19 protein-coding genes and 1 riboswitch are annotated in these 17,657 nt (G+C 73.1%); of the genes, 12 read left to right on the top strand and 7 right to left on the bottom strand.

Annotated features, from left to right (window positions below):
- Positions 1-447: 447 nt before the first annotated feature.
- Entirely contained in the window at positions 448-921 is a 474-nt protein-coding gene (locus E1281_RS23400; protein ID WP_243717286.1) for an SAV_6107 family HEPN domain-containing protein, read from the bottom strand.
- A 284-nt stretch (positions 922-1,205) separates the two neighbouring features.
- Entirely contained in the window at positions 1,206-1,988 is a 783-nt protein-coding gene (locus E1281_RS23395; protein ID WP_243717285.1) for a L,D-transpeptidase family protein, read from the bottom strand.
- A gap of 23 nt (positions 1,989-2,011) precedes the next feature.
- Here E1281_RS23395 and E1281_RS23390 point away from each other — a divergent pair, with 23 nt between their 5' ends.
- From E1281_RS23390 to E1281_RS23380, 3 genes are all read left to right on the top strand, one after another.
- Entirely contained in the window at positions 2,012-2,476 is a 465-nt protein-coding gene (locus tag E1281_RS23390; protein WP_131881626.1) for a YbaK/EbsC family protein, read from the top strand.
- Between the two features lie 4 nt (positions 2,477-2,480).
- The gene (locus tag E1281_RS23385; RefSeq protein ID WP_131881624.1) at positions 2,481-2,843 is read left to right on the top strand and encodes an arsenate reductase family protein; all 363 of its coding nucleotides are present in this window, start codon (positions 2,481-2,483) and stop codon (positions 2,841-2,843) included.
- A 103-nt stretch (positions 2,844-2,946) separates the two neighbouring features.
- Entirely contained in the window at positions 2,947-3,546 is a 600-nt protein-coding gene (locus E1281_RS23380; RefSeq protein WP_131881622.1) for a GNAT family N-acetyltransferase, read from the top strand.
- Here the strand turns inward: E1281_RS23380 and metF are convergent.
- Positions 3,486-4,418: a methylenetetrahydrofolate reductase [NAD(P)H] gene (metF, locus tag E1281_RS23375; protein ID WP_131881620.1), complete on the bottom strand. Its 933-nt coding sequence runs from the start codon at positions 4,416-4,418 to the stop codon at positions 3,486-3,488. The two genes, E1281_RS23380 and metF, sit on opposite strands and share 61 nt — an antisense overlap.
- A 149-nt stretch (positions 4,419-4,567) precedes the next feature.
- On the opposite strand from metF, the gene E1281_RS23370 reads away from it, so the two are divergent.
- The 3 genes from E1281_RS23370 (at position 4,568) to E1281_RS23360 (ending at position 8,751) form a co-directional block, all read left to right on the top strand.
- Entirely contained in the window at positions 4,568-5,620 is a 1,053-nt protein-coding gene (locus E1281_RS23370; protein WP_131881618.1) for a polyprenyl synthetase family protein, read from the top strand.
- Between the two features lie 78 nt (positions 5,621-5,698).
- Positions 5,699-7,846, top strand: coding sequence for a glycoside hydrolase family 3 C-terminal domain-containing protein (locus tag E1281_RS23365; protein WP_243717283.1), 2,148 nt, complete (start codon positions 5,699-5,701; stop codon positions 7,844-7,846).
- Positions 7,847-7,938: 92 nt separating this feature from the next.
- Entirely contained in the window at positions 7,939-8,751 is an 813-nt protein-coding gene (locus E1281_RS23360; RefSeq protein WP_131881616.1) for a protein kinase, read from the top strand.
- A gap of 31 nt (positions 8,752-8,782) precedes the next feature.
- Here E1281_RS23360 and E1281_RS40425 read toward each other — a convergent pair whose 3' ends face one another.
- The 4 genes from E1281_RS40425 to E1281_RS23345 all read right to left on the bottom strand — a co-directional run bounded on the left by E1281_RS40425 (position 8,783) and on the right by E1281_RS23345 (position 11,498).
- Entirely contained in the window at positions 8,783-8,941 is a 159-nt protein-coding gene (locus E1281_RS40425) for a hypothetical protein (RefSeq protein ID WP_165959061.1), read from the bottom strand.
- A gap of 61 nt (positions 8,942-9,002) precedes the next feature.
- Complete coding sequence (gene thiE / locus E1281_RS23355) at positions 9,003-9,671, bottom strand: thiamine phosphate synthase (RefSeq protein ID WP_131881614.1); 669 nt, start codon at positions 9,669-9,671, stop codon at positions 9,003-9,005.
- 141 nt (positions 9,672-9,812) lie between these two features.
- On the bottom strand, positions 9,813-10,187 hold the full coding sequence (locus tag E1281_RS23350) for an Rv2175c family DNA-binding protein (RefSeq protein WP_131881612.1): 375 nt from the start codon (positions 10,185-10,187) through the stop codon (positions 9,813-9,815).
- A gap of 78 nt (positions 10,188-10,265) precedes the next feature.
- Positions 10,266-11,498 (bottom strand): FAD-dependent oxidoreductase, encoded by a 1,233-nt coding sequence (locus tag E1281_RS23345; RefSeq protein ID WP_131881610.1) that lies wholly within the window; start codon positions 11,496-11,498, stop codon positions 10,266-10,268.
- 101 nt (positions 11,499-11,599) lie between these two features.
- A riboswitch (TPP riboswitch) is annotated at positions 11,600-11,689 on the top strand.
- 5 nt (positions 11,690-11,694) lie between these two features.
- Between E1281_RS23345 and thiO the strand changes: the two genes are divergently transcribed.
- The 6 genes from thiO to E1281_RS23315 form a co-directional block, all read left to right on the top strand.
- Positions 11,695-12,819, top strand: coding sequence for a glycine oxidase ThiO (gene thiO / locus E1281_RS23340; RefSeq protein WP_131881608.1), 1,125 nt, complete (start codon positions 11,695-11,697; stop codon positions 12,817-12,819).
- Entirely contained in the window at positions 12,819-13,019 is a 201-nt protein-coding gene (thiS, locus tag E1281_RS23335; RefSeq protein WP_131881606.1) for a sulfur carrier protein ThiS, read from the top strand. Before thiO ends, thiS begins: the two co-directional genes overlap by 1 nt.
- Before the next feature lies 1 nt (position 13,020).
- Positions 13,021-13,794, top strand: coding sequence for a thiazole synthase (locus E1281_RS23330; RefSeq protein WP_131881604.1), 774 nt, complete (start codon positions 13,021-13,023; stop codon positions 13,792-13,794).
- A gap of 146 nt (positions 13,795-13,940) precedes the next feature.
- Positions 13,941-14,903, top strand: a complete 963-nt coding sequence (locus E1281_RS23325; RefSeq protein WP_131881602.1) for a DMT family transporter — start codon at positions 13,941-13,943, stop codon at positions 14,901-14,903.
- A 36-nt stretch (positions 14,904-14,939) separates the two neighbouring features.
- Entirely contained in the window at positions 14,940-16,850 is a 1,911-nt protein-coding gene (pknB, locus tag E1281_RS23320; protein WP_131881600.1) for a Stk1 family PASTA domain-containing Ser/Thr kinase, read from the top strand.
- A gap of 20 nt (positions 16,851-16,870) precedes the next feature.
- Positions 16,871-17,657, top strand: a 787-nt coding sequence (locus E1281_RS23315; protein WP_131881598.1) for a deoxyribonuclease IV, incomplete at its 3' end; no start/stop codon positions are given.

Here is a 17,657-nt window from a genome sequence, read left to right as displayed (position 1 = left end):
ACGGTTCGCAGAGCAGCCTGCACAGAACGGCACACTTCGAGCAGCGCACAGGAGCGAAGCGCGTAGAACGGCGCACAGTAGAGCGGGGCGCGTGGCGAGGGCCGGTGGAGTCGTGTCTGCGGGCGGGATCGCGCCGGCGGGGCCGGCTCGGGGGGTTGGCGGCCACCGCCGGCGCGATCGTACGGGCGCCGGAGGACGGGGCGCCGTCCTGGGGGGTTGGCGGAACGGCCCCCCGTCCTCCAGCGGAGGGCCGGCCCCAGGGGCTGGGACGGCCTCCGAAATGGTCAGCAAAGTGTCGAGACGACCCCAGCAACGCACGCGAGCGCGCTACCTGACCGGTGAGCGAAGCCGGAGGCGAGCCTCACCGGTCAGATCGCGAAGCGATTCGCGCTCGCACAGGCCAGGTCACGAAGCGAGCCGCAAGGCGAGCGCAGTGGGCCGGGCCTGTCAAAAACACAGCGTGGGCTGGGCGACTACGCCGAGGGTGTCCTCGACGAGGGTGACGAAGACTTCGGCGTCGTGGAGGAGTTCTTCGGCTTCGCGCGGGGTGACGGCGCGCGGCAGGCCCGCCTCGGCGGCGGCGCGCTTGTCGGCGCCGGCGGCGAAGAAGGCGGCCCACTCGCGCAGCGCGGGTTCGGCCTCGGGCAGCAGGACCCAGACGCTGCGGGGACGGCCGCGGCGGTGGGTCTCCAGCGGTTCCCTGGACGCCAGCACCGCGGCGGCGGCGCGCAGCGCGGCCAGGTGGGCGCAGACGTAGCGGACGGCGGGCGAGGTCGCCTCGGCGGCCTCGGCGAGGCCCATGCGGGCGGCGTGCAGCTGGCCTACGGCCGTGTGCGCCGGGCGGGGCGCGGGCAGCGGACGGTGGCGTGGACTCGGCGGCGGGACGGACTGGGCGGCGGAGTGGACTCCGCGTGCGGTCATCGCTCCTGACATTTCTGCCTCCTTCCGGGGCTCGGGCCGGCCGGGCGGAGAGCTTCCCCTCACTCCGCCCGGCCGTCCGTCCCGCCGAAACACCGCGATCGGCGGGGACGTCGCCCTGGCGCGGGCCGCGAGTCCCGCACCACGTCGAACATAAGTTCGACGCACTTGACAGTAAACCGCCCTGGCGGCGATTCGTCAACGTGTTCGAACATGTGTCATATCCCGCAGGTCAGCGGGCATGCGGACAGGAGAACAGAGGGGTACGACAGTTCCGCCGCGAGGCCCTAGCGAGGCCGCCTGACGTGCACGGGGACGTCCGTTCCAAGGAGGTCCGGGAAGTACTCGGCGACGTGCATCGGCATCCGGACGCAACCGTGCGAGGCGGGGCCCTTGGGCACGCTCAGGGCGCCGTGGAAGGCGATGCCGCCGTTGAAGTAGATCGGGTTGTAGAGCCGTCCGAGGGGTGAGGTCTCCCAGCCGGTGAAGCGGCGTCCCGTCCGGAAGTCGCCGGTGCCGGTGCTGGCGTAGCGGCACCTCGGGACGGTGGCCCCGCGGTCCTTCGCGCAGTAGTACTCCCCCGAGCCCGACGAGATGTGCGTGATGAGGCGCGGCTCACCGTCCTTGTAGAGGACGAGGTACTGCCGTTTCAGGTCCACGTCCACGCGGTCCTTCTCACGCTTCTTGGCCATCGGACGCGGCTCCTCGGGGTCGGCCAGAGCCTCCCAGAAGGACTTGCCGACGGCGCCCTTCTGCTTCATGCGGTTCACGGCCTGGAACGCCCACACGGCCATCTCGGTCGACGGCCCGTACTTCCCGTCCAGCTTGCCCGGGTCGTAGTTCAGCGCCTTCAGCCGGCGCTGGAGTTCCTTGACGTCGGAGCCCTTCGCACCCGGCTTCAGCTTGCGGTGCGTGGGCGTGGGGGTAGGCGTGGGCGTCGTCGGCCGTGCCGACGGCGGGCGCTCCTGCGGCGGAGTCGCCGCCTGCTCCGTCCCGCTGCAGGCCGTCAGGAGGACGGCCGCCGCCGGCAGGACCGCGTACTTCCGCATGCCGATCGGTCTCCCTCGCATGCGTTGAGCTTAAAGTGCTTCCCATGCACGCGAATGCCGAACACGTCGCGAAGATCCTGCTCGACCGGGGCGCGACCGGGGTCATCGTGGAACTGCCCGATTCGGCGCGGACGGCGCAGGCCGCCGCGGAGCAGCTCGGATGCGAGGTGGGCGCGATCGCCAACAGCCTGCTGTTCGACGCCGACGGGGCGCCGCTGCTCGTGCTGACGAGCGGCGCGCACCGCGTCGACACGGCGAAGGTCGCGTCCCTGGTGGGGGCGGCGAAGGTGAAGCGGGCGTCGCCGGAGTTCGTCCGGGAGTCGACGGGGCAGCCGATCGGGGGCGTCGCGCCGCTCGGCCACCCGGCGCCGATCCGGACGCTCGTGGACGTCTGGCTGGAGAAGTACGACCAGGTCTGGGCGGCCGGCGGGCATCCGCACACCGTCTTCCCCACGTCGTACGAGGAACTGCTGAGGATCACCGGGGGCGCCCCGGCGGAAGTGGAGTGACGAGATGAGCGACACCGAGATCTGGCATAACCCGCGCTGCTCGAAGAGCCGTGCCGCGAAGGCCGCGCTGGACGAGGCGGGCGTGGAGTACACCGAGCGCCGCTACCTGGACCAGCCGCCCACGGCGGAGGAGTTCGACGCGGTGCTCACCCGGATCGGCGCGGAGCCGTGGGACGTGGCGCGCCTGAACGAGCCCGTCGCCAAGGAGCTCGGGCTGAAGGACCTCGAACGCGACCGTGCCCGGTGGATCGAGGTCATGGTGGCGAATCCGGCGCTGATCCAGCGGCCGATCGTCCTCGCCGGGGACACCGCCGTGGTGGCGCGTGACGACGCGTCGGTGCGCCGCGTGCTCGACGCCGGCGAGTAGGGCGCTCGACGCCGGCGAGTAGGGCGCTCGACGCCGGCGAGTAGGCAGCTCGGCGGCCGGTGACACGGGCGGCGGACCGTCCACCGGGTCTAGTCTCTGTCGCGTGAAGGACCCGAAGCTGCGCGAGATCGACGAACGCGCCTTCCTACGCAGGCTCGACCCCATGCTGGACGTGTACGCGTCCGCGATGGAACCGCCGAACGAGCAGCTCCCGGGCCGCCACACCATCATGGAACGGCACACGTCGTATCCGGGTTTCCGGGCGTTCGTGGCCGAGGGACGCGGTGCGCTGCCCATCCTGGCGGGTTCCGTCCGAGGGTTCGCGTACGGGTTCCACGGGGCGCGCGGCCAGTGGTGGCATGACGTCGTCTTCCAGGCGCTCAGCGACCGGGAGGGCCCCGGGCACGCGGAGTCGTGGCTGGGCGACACGTTCGAGGTGGCGGAGCTTCACGTCCGTCCGGAGGCCCAGGGCAGGGGCCTCGGCCGGGCCCTGCTGAGCGCGCTGTGCGGGGGGCGGCCGGAGCGGACCGTCGTGCTGTCGACGCTCGACAGGCGGCCGGACACTCCGGCCCGCTCCCTCTACCGCTCGGTCGGCATGGTCGACCTGCTGACCGATTTCGAGTTTCCGGGCGGCGGCCCCCGCTACGCGGTGATGGGCGGGGCGCTGCCGCTGGCGGCGTACGCGCCGTCCAGGAGGCCGTAGACCTCGCGCGTCGCCGTCGACTTGTTGAAGGTGATGAAGTGGATGCCGGGCGCGTCCTGGTCGAGCAGGTCCTGGCACAGCCGGGCGGCGTGCTCGATGCCGAGGCGCCGCACCGCCTCCGGGTCGTCGGCGACCGCCTCGAAGCGGGCCCTGACCTCGGGCGGGAACGGCGCGCCCGACAGCTGCTCGGACCGCTCGATCGTGCTCATCTGGGTGACCGGCATGATGCCGGGCAGGATCGGGACGTCGCAGCCGGCGGCCTCGACGCGGTCGCGCAGGCGGAAGTAGTCCTCGGCGCGGAAGAACATCTGCGTGATCGCGTAGTCGGCGCCGGCGCGGCACTTCTCGATGAAGTAACGCGTGTCGCTCTCGATGTCCGGTGAGCGCGGGTGCTTGTAGGGGAACGCCGCCACGCCGACGCTGAAGTCGCCGTAGGAGCGGATCATGCGGACGAGGTCGGACGCGAACTCCACCCCGTCGGGGTGCTTGACCCACTCCCCCATCGGGTCGCCGGGCGGGTCGCCGCGCACGGCGAGGATGTTGCGGACGCCGACGCCGGCGAACCGGCCGATCAGGTTCCGCAGCTCGGCCTGGGAGTGGTCGACGGCGGTGAAGTGGGCGACGGGCGTGAGGGTGGTGTCGGTGGCGATGCGTTCGACGATGTCGATGGTCTTGTCGCGGGTGCCGCCTCCGGCTCCGTAGGTCACCGACACGAACGTGGGGTGCAGGGACTCCAGTTCGCGGATGGTGCGCCAGAGGTTCCGCGCGCCTTTCTCGGTCTTGGGCGGGAAGAACTCGAACGAGAAGGACCTGCCGCCGGAGGCCAGGAGGTCTCGGACGGTCGGGGGCCGGTTTGGGCGCAGGCGTCGCATTCCACAAGCCTACAGAAGCCCCCGTGGCCGCCGATAAGGGTGATGCTCGGCACACTTCGCGGGCGATATGTCCATATTTCCGTGGATCTAGTGACTTCTCACGTCTCCGGCGGACGGTTGAATCCACCCACGTGGATACGATCTCGGGCATGTCGACCAGCCGCATCCGCAAGGAGGTCGACGAGGCGCTCCTGGCCTTCGTCGACCGGCAGCGCCCGGCCCTGCTGACCATCAGTGACGACCTCGCGCCCATGATGTCCGCCCTGGACGCCCTGCTGGGCGGCGGGAAGCGGCTGCGTCCCGCGTTCTGCTACTGGGGGTGGAGCGCCGCCGGCGGCGAGGACGGCCCCGGCATCGTGGCCGCCGCCGCGTCCCTGGAACTGCTGCAGGCGAGCGCGCTGATCCACGACGACGTCATGGACTCCAGCGACACCCGCCGCGGCCAGCCGTCCGTCCACCGCAGGTTCGAGGCGCTGCACCGCGCGCAGTCCTGGCCGGGCGACGCGGAGGCGTTCGGCGGGGGCTCGGCCATCCTGCTCGGCGACCTGTGCCTGGCCTGGTCGGGCGAGATGTTCGAGACGTGCGGGCTGGACGGCGACCGCAGGCGGCGCGGCCGCGAGGTCTACGACCTGATGCGGACCGAGGTCATGTGCGGCCAGTACCTCGACATGCTGGAGGGCACGCGCGGCGAGGCGACGGTCGCCACGGCGCTGCGCGTGGTGGAGTACAAGGCCGCCAAGTACACGATCGAGCGGCCCCTGCACCTCGGCGCCGCGCTGGCGGGCGCCCGCCCGGACGTGACCGCCGCCCTCACCGGCTACGGCCTGCCGCTCGGCATCGCCTTCCAGCTCCGCGACGACGTCCTCGGGGTGTTCGGCGACCCCGCCGAGACCGGCAAGCCGGCGGGCGACGACCTGCGCGAGGGCAAGCGGACCGTCCTGGTCGCGCTTTCCCTGGAACGCGCGTCCGCCGCGCAGGCCGCGCGGCTGCGGCGCCGTCTCGGCGACCCGGACCTGGACCGCGCGGGGGTGGACGAGCTGCGCACGATCATCGAGGAGACCGGCGGCCTCACCGCCTGCGAGGACATGATCGAGCGCTACCTGACCGAGGCGGAGCGTGCCTTGAGGGCCGCGCCCATCGGCGAGGAGGCCCGCCAGGCCCTCGCGGAACTCGCGGTGGCGGCCACCACGCGCAGCATGTGACGTCTCATATGACACAATACGGTCAATTTTCCCCGGCAGTCTAGAACTTTCCCACTGTTCGGTGGCAGAAATGTCGCCATGGGCATGCGGGTGGGAAGATGGCTGCCGGCCGCGGGCGCGCTGGCGTCCGTGCTGGCACTGGCGGCGGTGCCGGCCCCCGGCGAGGCGCGGGCGGACACGGGACGGTGCGGCGACCGCGCTCAGCGGCCGTGGTGCGACCCGTCGCTGACGCCGGACCGGCGGACCGGCCTGCTGCTGACGGAGATGACCGCCGACGAGAAGATCGCGATGCTCGCGGCGGACGACATCTTCGGCGGCCCGCTCGGCGGGTACTTCGAGACCGCGCACGCCGACACCAACGCCGGGATCGAGCGGCTCGGCATCCCGCCGGTCTACATGGCCGACGGGCCGGCGGGCGTCCGGCAGGGCAAGGCGACGGCGCTGCCGGCCCCGATCGCGCTCGCGGCGGGCTTCGACCGCGAGACCGCGCGGCTCTACGGCCGGACGGTGGCGTGGGAGGCCAGGCACCGCGGCAACGACGTCGTCTTCGGGCCGACCGTGGACGTCCTGCGCACCCCCCGCAACGGGCGCACGTTCGAGGGGTTCGGCGAGGACCCCTACCTGTCGGCGACCCTCGGGGTTCCGTGGATCGAGGGCGCGCAGTCGCAGGGCGTGATGACGGCGGTCAAGCACATGGCCGTCTACGCGCAGGAGACCGACCGGCTGGAGCTGGACATGCGGGTGGACCCCCGCACCCTGCGGGAGATCTACATGCCGCCGTTCGAGGCCGCCGTGAAGCAGGGCGGCGCCGCGACGGTCATGTGCGGGTTCGGCAAGCTGAACGGCCGGTGGGCCTGCCAGGACGACGCCGTCCTCAACAGGATCCTGCGGTCGGAGTGGGGCTTCAAGGGCTGGGTGGCCTCCGACCACTTCGCCCCGAAGGACGCCGCGGAAGCGGCCAACGGCGGGCTCGACATGGAACTGCCCGTCGCCCTGAGGTACAACGCGTTCCTGCTGAAGCTGGCCGTCGCGCAGCGGAAGGTCACGCAGGCGACCATCGACGGGCACGCCGCCAACGTCCTGCGGACCATGTTCAAGGCCGGGGTGTTCGACCGGCAGGCGTATCCGAACGACCTCACCCGCGTGGACCGGACGGCGAGCGAGACGGCGGCCAGGGAGATCGAAGAGGCCGGAATCACGCTGCTCAAGAACGACGGCGTCCTCCCGCTGAAGGCACCGGGGTCGATCGCGCTGATCGGGCGGGCCGCGCAGCAGAGCCCCAGCGGGCACGGCTCGGCGCAGGTCGTCCCGTTCAGCACGGTCAGCCCGCAGGAAGGCATCGCGCGCCGCGCAGGGGCCGGCACGCGCATCACCCACGCCGACGGCGACGACCACGGCGCCGCCGCCGAGCTCGCTCGCCAGGCGGACGTGGCGATCGTGTTCGCGACCGACAGCCAGGGCGAGTTCTTCGACAAGTCGTGCCTGACGCTGGAGTGCGGCGAACCGCTCCGCGGCGACCAGGACGGGCTCATCTCCGAGGTCGCCGCGGCCAACCCGAACACCATCGTCGTCCTCAACACGGGCGGTCCCGTGCTGACGCCGTGGGCCGGGCAGGTGAAGGGCATCGTCGAAGCCTGGTACCCCGGCCAGGAGGCCGGGAGCGTCCTGGCCCGCGTCCTGTACGGGGACGTGGACCCCGGCGGCCGGCTCCCCGTGACGTTCCCCGCCGGCGAGAACGACGCGCCGGCGTCGGGCGACCCCGCGCAGTACCCGGGAGTGAACAAGACCGTCACGTTCTCCGAGGGCGTCATGGTCGGCTACCGGCACTACGACTCGAAGGGCATCGCGCCGCGCTTCCCGTTCGGGCACGGGCTGTCCTACACCACGTTCGGTTACAGCGACCTGGCCGCCGGCTCCGAGTCGGTCCAGGTGACGGTGACGAACACCGGTGGGCGCACCGGCATCGCCGTCCCGCAGCTCTACATCGGCATGCCGTCGCCGGGCGGGGGCGTCGTGCAGCCGCCCAAGCAGCTCAAGGGCTACACCAAGGTCACGCTCGCGCCCGGGGAGAGCACCAGGGTGACGTTCCCGTTGTCGTCGCGGTCGTTCGCCTACTGGAACGAAGGCGCGAAGGCGTGGAAGGTCGCGAGCGGCTGCTACGAGGTGCTGGTCGGCTCCTCCTCCCGGGCGATCACCCAGACGGGGACGCTGGGGACGTGCCGCTGAGCGGAAAGATGCCGGTTCCACTGCCGCACACCCCGGGCACGCGGTACAAATGAGGAAATCTTCGTCCGTCCCCGCCGAGTCGGAGTTGTTCAGTGCCGCACGACACCTCCCGCGGGAGGACGAGTCCCCATCCCGCGCATTCCGCCGCCGCCCGGACCGGGCGCGCGGCCCAGGCGCACGCCGGCCGCTCCGGGCGCCCGGGTAAGGGCGCCCCCGCGCGGCGCGCGGCGCACGCCGCGGACTCCGGCGCGCCCGGCGACACGACCGGCGACACCGCCGAGGAATCCCGCGACGCCGGTGCCTCCGCGGAGCCGCCGACGCTCCGGGACGTCGTCTCGGACCGCGGTCCGCTCCCGGCGCCGCGGCTGCGCCGGGTCGCGGCGCGCACGGCGGCGGCGCTGGCCGCCAAGCACCGCGCCGGGACCGTCCACCGCGGCCTCCACCCCGGCAACGTCCTTCTCGGCCCGGACGGCGCCAAGGTCGTCGGCTTCGGCGCCGCCGCGGGGACGGCCACCGCGCCCGCGTACCTGGCGCCCGAGCAGGTCGAGGACGAGCCGGTCGGGCGGCCCGCGGACGTGTTCGCCTGGGGCGCCACGATGGTGTTCGCGGCGACCGGGCGCCCGCCGTTCGGCACCGGGCCGAGCGCGGCCGTGATGCGGCGCGTCACGTCCCGCGAACCCGACCTCGGCGACATGCGGGGGCCGCTGCGCGACCTCGCGGCCCGCTGCCTGGACAAGAACCCCGCCGCCCGGCCGACCGCGCCGCAGATCGTCCGGGCGCTACGCGAAGGGCAGGGGCCGGCGCCGAAACCGCGGCCGACCCGGATCCCGCGCTACCGGTGGCGGATGATGGTCGCGCTCGCGGCCGTGGTGGCCGCCGGGTTCGTGCTCGGCATGCTGTTCTGACCGGGGCCCGCCGTCCTGCCCCGGCCGGGCGTCACCAGTGCGGAGGACGGTCCTCCAGCAGGCGCGAGTCGTCATCGTCGCCGCGCCACTCGCCCCATCCGGTGTCGGTGTCGTCGGAGGTCTGGTCGGGCAGGATCTCCAGCTCCTCGCCGAGATCCACCGTCCGGTCGTCGTCGGGTCCCACGCTCATGATCCCCATTATCGGCGATCGGGGCCGGTGATCGGGGCCGGTGATGCGGCCCCGGCGGGGTTCAGCCGGCCAGGCGGCGGGCGAACTCCGCCGCGGCGGCGCCCGGGTCGCCGGCCTCGGTGATCGCCCGCACGACCACGACGCGGTCCGCGCCCGCCGCCGTCACCTCGCCGAGGTTGCCGAGGTCGATGCCGCCGATCGCGAACCAGGGCCGCGCCGCGCCCAGCGCCGCGGCGTACTCGAGCAGCTTGGGTCCGGGGGCGGGACGGCCCGGCTTGGTCGGGGTCGGCCACACCGGACCCGCGCAGAAGTAGTCGACGCCCGGCTCGGCGGCGGCCGCGGACGCCTGCTCGCCCGAGTGCGTCGAGCGGCCGACGAGCATGTCGCCGCCGACGATCTCGCGGGCGGCGGCGACCGGGAGGTCGTCCTGGCCGAGGTGCAGGACGTCGGCGCCGACGGCGTGCGCCACGTCGGCGCGGTCGTTGACCGCGAGCAGCGCCCCGTGCCGGTCGCAGGCGGCCCGGAAGATCTCCAGGTACTCCATCTCCTGCCGGGCCTCAAGGCCCTTCTGGCGCAGCTGGACGATGTCGACGCCGCCGCCCAGCACGGCGTCCAGGAAGGCGGGCAGGTCCCCCCGCCCGTCCCGCGCGTCCGTGCAGAGGTACAGGCGCGACCGGCTGAGCCGGGCGCGCAGGGCGACGGCGCGCTCGGAGGGGAGATGCCTGGACACGGCGGGGTCTTCCTTTCACAGCGGAGATCGCGGGGTCGCGCGGCGGTCACGTCCCGCAGGGCGGCCCCGCGATCGTGTCACGTGCATCGTCCTCCACCCGCGCCTGGGGTCCGCCCAGAAGCGGGAGACGCGGGCCGCGTCCTAGAAGGCGAGCGCCTGAGCGCGGCGGCGGACCTCGGTCCCCCGGTTCTCGGTGAGCGCGTCCACGGGCGTCCCCGGCAGCGTGTCGTCCGCGGTGAACAGCCAGCGGATCGTCTCCACGTCGTCGTAGCCCGCGTCCGACAGGAGCGTCAGCGTGCCTGGGAGCCCCTTGATGACGTGGCCGTCCTTGATGAAGGCCGCGGGCACCATGGGGGTTCCGTCCCGGCGTACCGCCAGGAGCCTGTGCTCGCTGATGAGCTGCTTGATCCGGCTGGGTTTGATCCCGAGTCGCTCGGCGGCGTCCTCGAGGGAGAGCCATTCGCCGGCGAGGGCGTCGGTCCGGGGGTCGAGTGCGCTGTCAACGGTTGCGTGCATCTGCGTCACGCCCCCTTGCTACCACTCCTTCGGAACCGTCAAACCCCCTGCGCAGCCGTAACGTTCCGACGCTGATCGCTATCGGCGAACGGCCTGGCGGACGGGAACGCCGGGATCGGCGATCGCGCCGGGGTCCACGGGCGTCCCGGCGGCGATGACGCGCCGCGCCTGCACGAGGTCGCGGGGCCGGCCGACGGTGAGGACCGCGTCGAGGCGGTCGCCCGTGAGCCACGCCACCGCCCAGGTGCGGCCGGACGGGTCGCCGCGGTGGACCATCCGCTCGGACCCGGCGTGGTGGCCCGCGTACTGCACCATGCGGCCGAACTGCTCGGACCAGAAGTACGGGGCGGCGTCGTAGACGGCCTCCTCGCCGAGCAGGGTCGCGGCTGCGACCTCGGGGGCGTTGAGGGCGGTGTCCCAATGCTCGACGAGCAGCCGCCGCCCGTACCGTTCCGACCACCAGGCGGCGCAGTCGCCGACCGCCACGACGTCCGGCCGCGGGGGGCCGGGCTCCTCGCCGCTCCCCCCGCTCCGGCCCCGATGGACGCGGAACGAGGCGTCGGTGACCACCCCGCGCTCGAGCAGGAGCCCCGAGCCCTCCAGCCAGGCGAGAACGGGGCGGACGCCCACGCCCACGACGACCTCGTCGGCGTCGATCCGGTCGCCGCCCGCCAGGACGAGGCCGCCGTCCCGCACCTCCGCGACCTTGACCCCGGTGCGCAGCTCGACGCCCGCCTCGGCGTACCAGGGGGCGGTGAGCGCGCCCACCTCGGGGCCGAGCGCTCCCGCGAGCGGGGTGTCGGCGGCCTCGACGACGGTCACGGCGCACCCCCGGGCGGCGGCGGTGGTCGCCACCTCGGCGCCGATCCAGCCCGCCCCGACGATGACGATCCGCGCGCCCCCGGTGAGCCGCGACCGAAGCTCGCGAGCGTCGTCGATGGTGCGCAGGACGTGCTGGCGCCCGTCCCCCGGCAGCGTGATGGGGGCCGCTCCGGTCGCGATGACCAGGCCGTCGAACGGAAGATCGCCCGCCGTGGAGGCGACGGTACCGCCGCGGCCCGGCTCGTCCAGACGCAGGGCGGTGGCGCGCTCACCGAGCAGCAGGTCGCACCGCAGGGCGGCCCAGTCCGCGTCGACCGTGGTGTCGTCGGACTCGCCCTTGAGGACGGCCTTCGACAGGGGCGGCCGGTCGTACGGCGGGTGCCGCTCGGCCGAGACGAGGGTCAGCGCGCCCTCGTACCCCTTGCTCCTCAGGGCCTCCACGGCGCGCACGCCCGCCAGGCCTCCACCCACGACGATGACCCTCTCCATGAGGTCACCCTAACCGGGCGGCCCTCGCCGGTGGACGGCTGTCCAGACAGTTGAACACTTTACCGAGGTCGTACAGTGGGGACCACGCAAAACGGCACAGAGCGCGGGAGTCCGGTACGACCGGGCTGAGAGGGCGGCTGGACGGGCCGCCGACCGCCAGACCTGATCCGGATCATGCCGGCGAAGGGAGCGCGCAGTGGAGACGGTGATCATAGGGGCCGGGGTCATCGGCCTGGCCACCGCCTGGCGGACCGCCGCGGCCGGCGCCGCGGTCACCCTGGTCGATCCCGAGCCCGCGAGCGGCGCGTCGTCGGTGGCGGCGGGCATGCTCACCCCCGTCAGCGAGGTCACCTACGGCGAGGAGCCGCTGCTGCGGCTGGGGCTGGCCTCCCGCGACGGTTACGGCGCCTTCGTCGCCGAACTGGAGGATCTGACCGGCCTGGGGACCGGCTATCGCACCGACGGGATCATCCAGGTCGCCTTCGACGCCGACGACCTGGCGTACCTGGACGACCTGCGCCGCTTCCAGGAGAGCCTCGGCATCCCCGCCGAGGCGCTGACCGGTCGGGAGTGCCGGAGGCTGGAGCCGATGCTCGCCCCCGGCGTCCGCGGCGGCCTGCTCGCCCCCGAGGACGGCTCGATCGACCCGCGCCGGCTGACCGCGGCACTGCTGGCCGCGGCCGAGCGGACGGGCGTCCGGCTCGTCCGGCGGCGGGCCGCGGGCATCGCCGTCGAGAACGGCGCGGCGGCCGGGGTGCGGCTGGACGACGGGACCGTGATCCGCGCCGACCGGGTGCTGCTGGCCGCCGGCCCGTGGTCGGGCGACCTGGAGGGCGTCCCTCCGGGGGCCGTTCCGCCCGTCCGCCCCGTGAAGGGCCAGGTGATGCGGCTCCGTACCCGGACGCCGTTCGTGGGCCGCGCCACGCGCGGGCTGGTCAGGGGCTCGTCGGTCTACCTGGTGCCGCGCGCGGACGGCGAGATCGTCCTCGGCGCCACGCAGGAGGAGCTGGGCTTCGACACGCGCGTCACCGCGGGTGGGCTGTGGGAGCTGCTGCGGGACGCCCGTGAGCTCCTGCCCGGCATCACCGAGCTGGAGTTCGCCGAGGTCACGGCGGGCCTGCGCCCCTGCACACCGGACAACGCGCCCATGATGGGCCCGTCCGCGCTCCCCGGCCTCATCGTCGGGACCGGGCACTTCCGCAACGGCATCCTGCTCACCCCGGTGAGCGCCGCCATCCTGTCGGCGATGCTGCTGGACGGGCCCGTCCCCGACGTCGCCGGCCCCTTCTCCCCCGACCGATTCTCCGCCGAGGTGCACTGATGCGGGTGTTCGTCAATGGTGAGCCGCGCGAGCTGCCCGAGGGCGCGAGCGTGGCCGAGGTGGTCGCGTCCGTCACCGCCGCGGGAACCGGCGTGGCGGCCGCGCTGAACGACGAGGTGGTCCGGCGCTCCGCGTGGGAGGCGACGCCCCTGCGCGACGCCGACCGGCTGGAAGTGCTCACCGCCGTGCAGGGAGGGTGACGTGGACGGCGACAGGCTGGTCATCGCGGGCGAGGAGCTCGGGTCCCGGCTGATCATGGGGACCGGGGGCGCGCCCAGCATGCACGTGCTGCGGGAGGCGCTCACCGCGTCCGGGACGGAGCTCACCACGGTCGCGATGCGGCGTGTGGACCCGTCCGCGCGGGGGTCGGTGCTGGACGTCCTGAACGAGTGCGGGATCCGGGTGCTGCCGAACACGGCGGGCTGCTTCACCGCGGGCGAGGCGGTCCTCACCGCCAAGCTCGCCCGGGAGGCCCTCGGCACGAACTGGGTCAAGCTGGAGGTGATCGCGGACGAGCACACGCTGCTGCCGGACCCGATCGAGCTCGTCGACGCCGCCGAGCAGCTCGTCGACGACGGTTTCGCCGTGCTGCCGTACACCAGCGACGACCCCGTCCTGGCACGGCGCCTGGAGCAGGCCGGCTGCGTCGCCGTGATGCCGCTCGGCTCCCCGATCGGGTCGGGTCTCGGCATCCGCAACCCGCACAACATCGAGCTGATCGTCGAGCGGGCGGGCGTCCCGGTCATCCTGGACGCGGGCGTCGGCACCGCGTCCGACGCGGCCCTGGCCATGGAGCTGGGCTGCGACGCGGTGCTGCTGGCGACGGCCGTCACCCGCGCGCAGTCCCCCGCGCGGATGGCCGCCGCGATGCGGCACGCGGTCGAGGGCGGACGGCTCGCGCGGCTGGCCGGGCGGATCCCGAAGCGCCGCCACGCCCAGGCGTCCTCCCCGTTCGAGGGCCTCGCCACTTCGTAGCACTTCTAAAGGTTCCGTTGTAGAAGTATTCGCTGGACCTGAAATGTCGAGCGCACCAGACTTGGGCCGTCCACGGGGAACGCGAGCCGCAACCCGGCACTTCCCTTCGGTGTTCGTGGAAACGTCCCATACCTAAGGTGCGTGACATGCAGCAGGAAAGCCGGGCGGCCGGCCTCGACAAGCTCGCGGTGGCCGCCGCGACGGTCACCGTGGTCCTCTGGGCATCGGCCTTCGTCTCCATCCGCAGCGCCGGCGCCGAGTACAGCCCCGGCGCCCTGGCCCTCGGGCGCCTCCTGTCCGGGACGGTCGTCCTGGGCGCGCTGTGGCTCGTCCGCCGCGAAGGGCTCCCGCCCAGGGGCGCCTGGCCGGGGATCATCACCGCCGGCGTCCTGTGGTTCGGCGCCTACATGGTCGCCCTGAACTGGGGCGAGCAGCTCGTCGACGCCGGAACCGCCGCACTGGTCGTCAACATCGGCCCCATCCTCATCGCGCTGCTCGGCGGCTGGCTGCTGAAGGAGGGGCTGCCGCCCCGGCTGATGCTGGGCATGGCCGTGTCGTTCGCCGGCGCCGCCGTCGTCGGGCTGTCGATGTCCGGCGAGGGCGGTTCCTCCGTCCTCGGGGTGCTGCTCTGCGTGGTCGCCGCCGTCACCTACGCGGCGGGCGTCGTCAGCCAGAAGCCCGCGCTCCGGCACGCCTCGGCGCTGCAGTTCACCACGTTCGCCTGCGCGATCGGCGCGGTCGCCTGCCTGCCCTTCTCCGGGCAGCTCGCCGCGCAGGCCGCGGACGCCCCCGCCGGCGCCACGCTCAACATGGTCTACCTGGGCGTCTTCCCGACCGCGATCGCGTTCACCACCTGGGGGTACGCGCTGGCCCGCACGTCCGCCGGGAAGATGGGCGCCACCACCTACGCCGTTCCCGCGCTCGTCGTCCTGATGTCGTGGCTCTTCCTCGGCGAGATCCCCGGCCTGATCACTCTCGGCGGCGGCCTGCTCTGCCTGGCCGGCGTGGCCGTGTCCCGCAGCACCCGGACCCGGCGCCGCGTCCCGCCGGAGCAGGGCCTCCCGGAGGAGCCGCCCTCCGCGCTCGCCGAGGCTCATACTCGGGACTGATGAGACCGGTCGTGATTCACCCGTAAACTCGCACCGATGGACACGACGGTCGCAGATCCACTCGTCGGGCGGGTGCTCGACGGGCGCTACCGCATTGAGTCCCGCGTCGCGCGCGGCGGCATGGCCACGGTCTATGTCGCGCGCGACATCAGGCTCGACCGCATCGTCGCGATCAAGGTGATGCACGCCGCGCTCGCCTCCGACGAGGACTTCGTCGCCCGCTTCATCGGTGAGGCCAAGGCCGCCGCGGCGCTGTCCCACCCCAACGTGGTCGCCGTCTACGACCAGCGCACCGACGGCGAGCACGTCTTCCTGGTGATGGAGTACGTCCCCGGCCAGACGCTGCGGGACACGCTGACCACGCTCGGCAGGCTCGGCCCCCGCGCCGCGCTGGAGACCATGCAGCCGGTCCTGGCGGCGCTCGGCGCGGCGCACCGGGCAGGTCTCGTGCACCGCGACGTCAAGCCCGAGAACGTGCTGATCACCGAGGACGGCCAGGTCAAGGTCGCCGACTTCGGCCTCGCCCGGGCCGAGACCGCGAGCAAGATGACCAAGACCGGAGTGATCATCGGGACGGTCGGCTACCTGTCCCCGGAGCAGGTGCTGTCCGGCAACGCCGACGCCCGCTCCGACGTGTACGCGGCCGGGGTCATGCTGTTCGAGCTGATGACCGGGCACCTCCCGCACGGCGGCGACACCCCGCTGGCCGTCGCCTACAAGCACGTGAACGAGACCGTCCCGCCGCCCTCCAGCGTCGTCCCCGGCATCCCGCCGCAGGTGGACGCCCTGGTCACGGACGGGACGAACCACGACCCGGCGCTCCGCCCGGTGGACGCGAACCAGTACCAGACCGAGGTCGTCGAGGTGCTCGGCGGCCTGCCCCGCGACTTCGACCGGCGCGTCGAGGAGGCGTCCCGGGGCACGACCCGCGTCCTGCCGGCCCCGCCCGCCGGCGGCCACACCTCCGTCCTGGACCCGGACACGCACGGCCAGGCGCCGCGCACCCGGACCGACCGCGCCATCGGAGCCCTGACCGGCCGCTACGTCCTGGTCGCGCTCGGCGTGATCGCCGCGCTGATCCTCGGCTGGGCCGTCTGGTACCAGACGTCCGGGCAGTACGAGCACGTCCCGCAGTCGATCATCGGGATGAACGTCGACGACGCCCGCGACCAGCTGGAGAGCGCCGGGCTGGACGTGCGGACCGCCGACGCCGTCTACGACGACCGCGTCCACAAGGGCGACGTCATCAAGACCGACCCGCCCGCCGGCGCCCGCATCGCCCAGGGCGAGCCCGTCACGCTGACCCCGTCCAAGGGGATCACGCCGCGCAAGATACCGGACGTCAAGGGCAAGGCGCTCCCCGAGGCCAAGCGGCTCCTCGAGGAGGAGGGCTTCAGGGTCGGGCGGACGAGCACCACCCCCTCGCAGACCGTCGACAAGGACAAGGTGATCGGCACCGACCCGAAGGCGGGCCAGAAGCAGTCCCCCGACGACCCGGTCGCCGTCATCGTCTCCACCGGCATGTCCATGCCCGGCCTCGTCGGCGAGAACGGCGACGCCGCCGCCAACCGGCTGCGCTCGATGGGCCTGGACGTCAAGGTGAAGAAGCGCAAGGTCGACGGCAAGGAGCCGAACTCCGTGATCGAGCAGTCCCCGGCCGAGGGGACGGGCGTCTCCCGCGGGGACGAGGTCACGATCGTCGTCAACAAGCGCGACTGCCTCGTCGACGCGGGCCCCTTCCAGTTCGGCTGCGACGACGGCAGCGAGCAGAACGTCCCGGTCCCGGACATGACCAACCGCCGCGTGAACGACGCCAGGAAGGCCCTGGAGGACTCCGGCTTCGTGGTGAACGTGACGGGCTTCGGCGGCAACATCGTCCGGTTCCAGTCGCCGAGCAGCGGCGAGGCCCCGCGCGGCTCCACGGTCACCATCGTCCGGGGGCCGTGACCGGATAGGCTGAACCGGTCATGACCTCACCGCACAGCCCCGTCGGGGCGCACGTCCCCGTGGCCGGCGGCCTCGCCACCGGCGGCCTGAAGTACGCCGCCGAGATCGGCGCCGAGGCGATCCAGGTGTTCGTGGCGAACCCGCGCGGCTGGGCCCTCCCCGCGGGCAGGCCCGCCGAGGACGAGAAGCTGCGCGCCCGCGCCGACATCCCCGTCTACGTGCACGCCCCGTACCTGGTCAACTTCGGCTCCCCCAGCGCGGAGACCCTCGCCAAGTCGATCGCGACCGTCCGCCACTCCCTGGTCCGCGGCCACGCCATCGGCGCCCGCGGCGTGGTCGTCCACACCGGCTCGGCCGTCACCCAGACCTATGACCAGGCCATGGCCCAGGTCCACGAGCACGTCCTCCCCCTCCTGGAGGAGATCCCCGAGGACGGCCCCGACCTGCTCCTGGAGACCATGGCCGGTCAGAACAACATGCTGTGCACGAAGGTCCAGCACCTGGGCCGGTACTTCGAACGGCTCGAACACCACCCGAAGCTCGGAGTCTGCTTCGACACCTGCCACGCCTGGGCGGCCGGCCACGACCTGGCCGCCCCCGGAGGCGTCAAGGAGACGATCGACGCCCTGGTGTCCACCGTCGGCGAGGGCCGCCTGAAGCTCGTCCACGCCAACGACTCCAAGGACCCCTGCGCCTCCGGCAGGGACCGCCACGAGAACATCAGCGCCGGCATGATCGGCGAATCCCCCTTCGCCGACCTCTTCCGCCACCCCGCCACGGCCGGCCTCCCGTTCCTGATAGAGACCC

Origin of the sequence: Actinomadura sp. KC345 (assembly GCF_004348515.1) — a bacterium.
In the GTDB taxonomy this organism is placed as follows: Bacteria; Actinomycetota; Actinomycetes; order Streptosporangiales; family Streptosporangiaceae; genus Spirillospora.
This window is presented reverse-complemented; position numbering and strand designations above follow the sequence as displayed.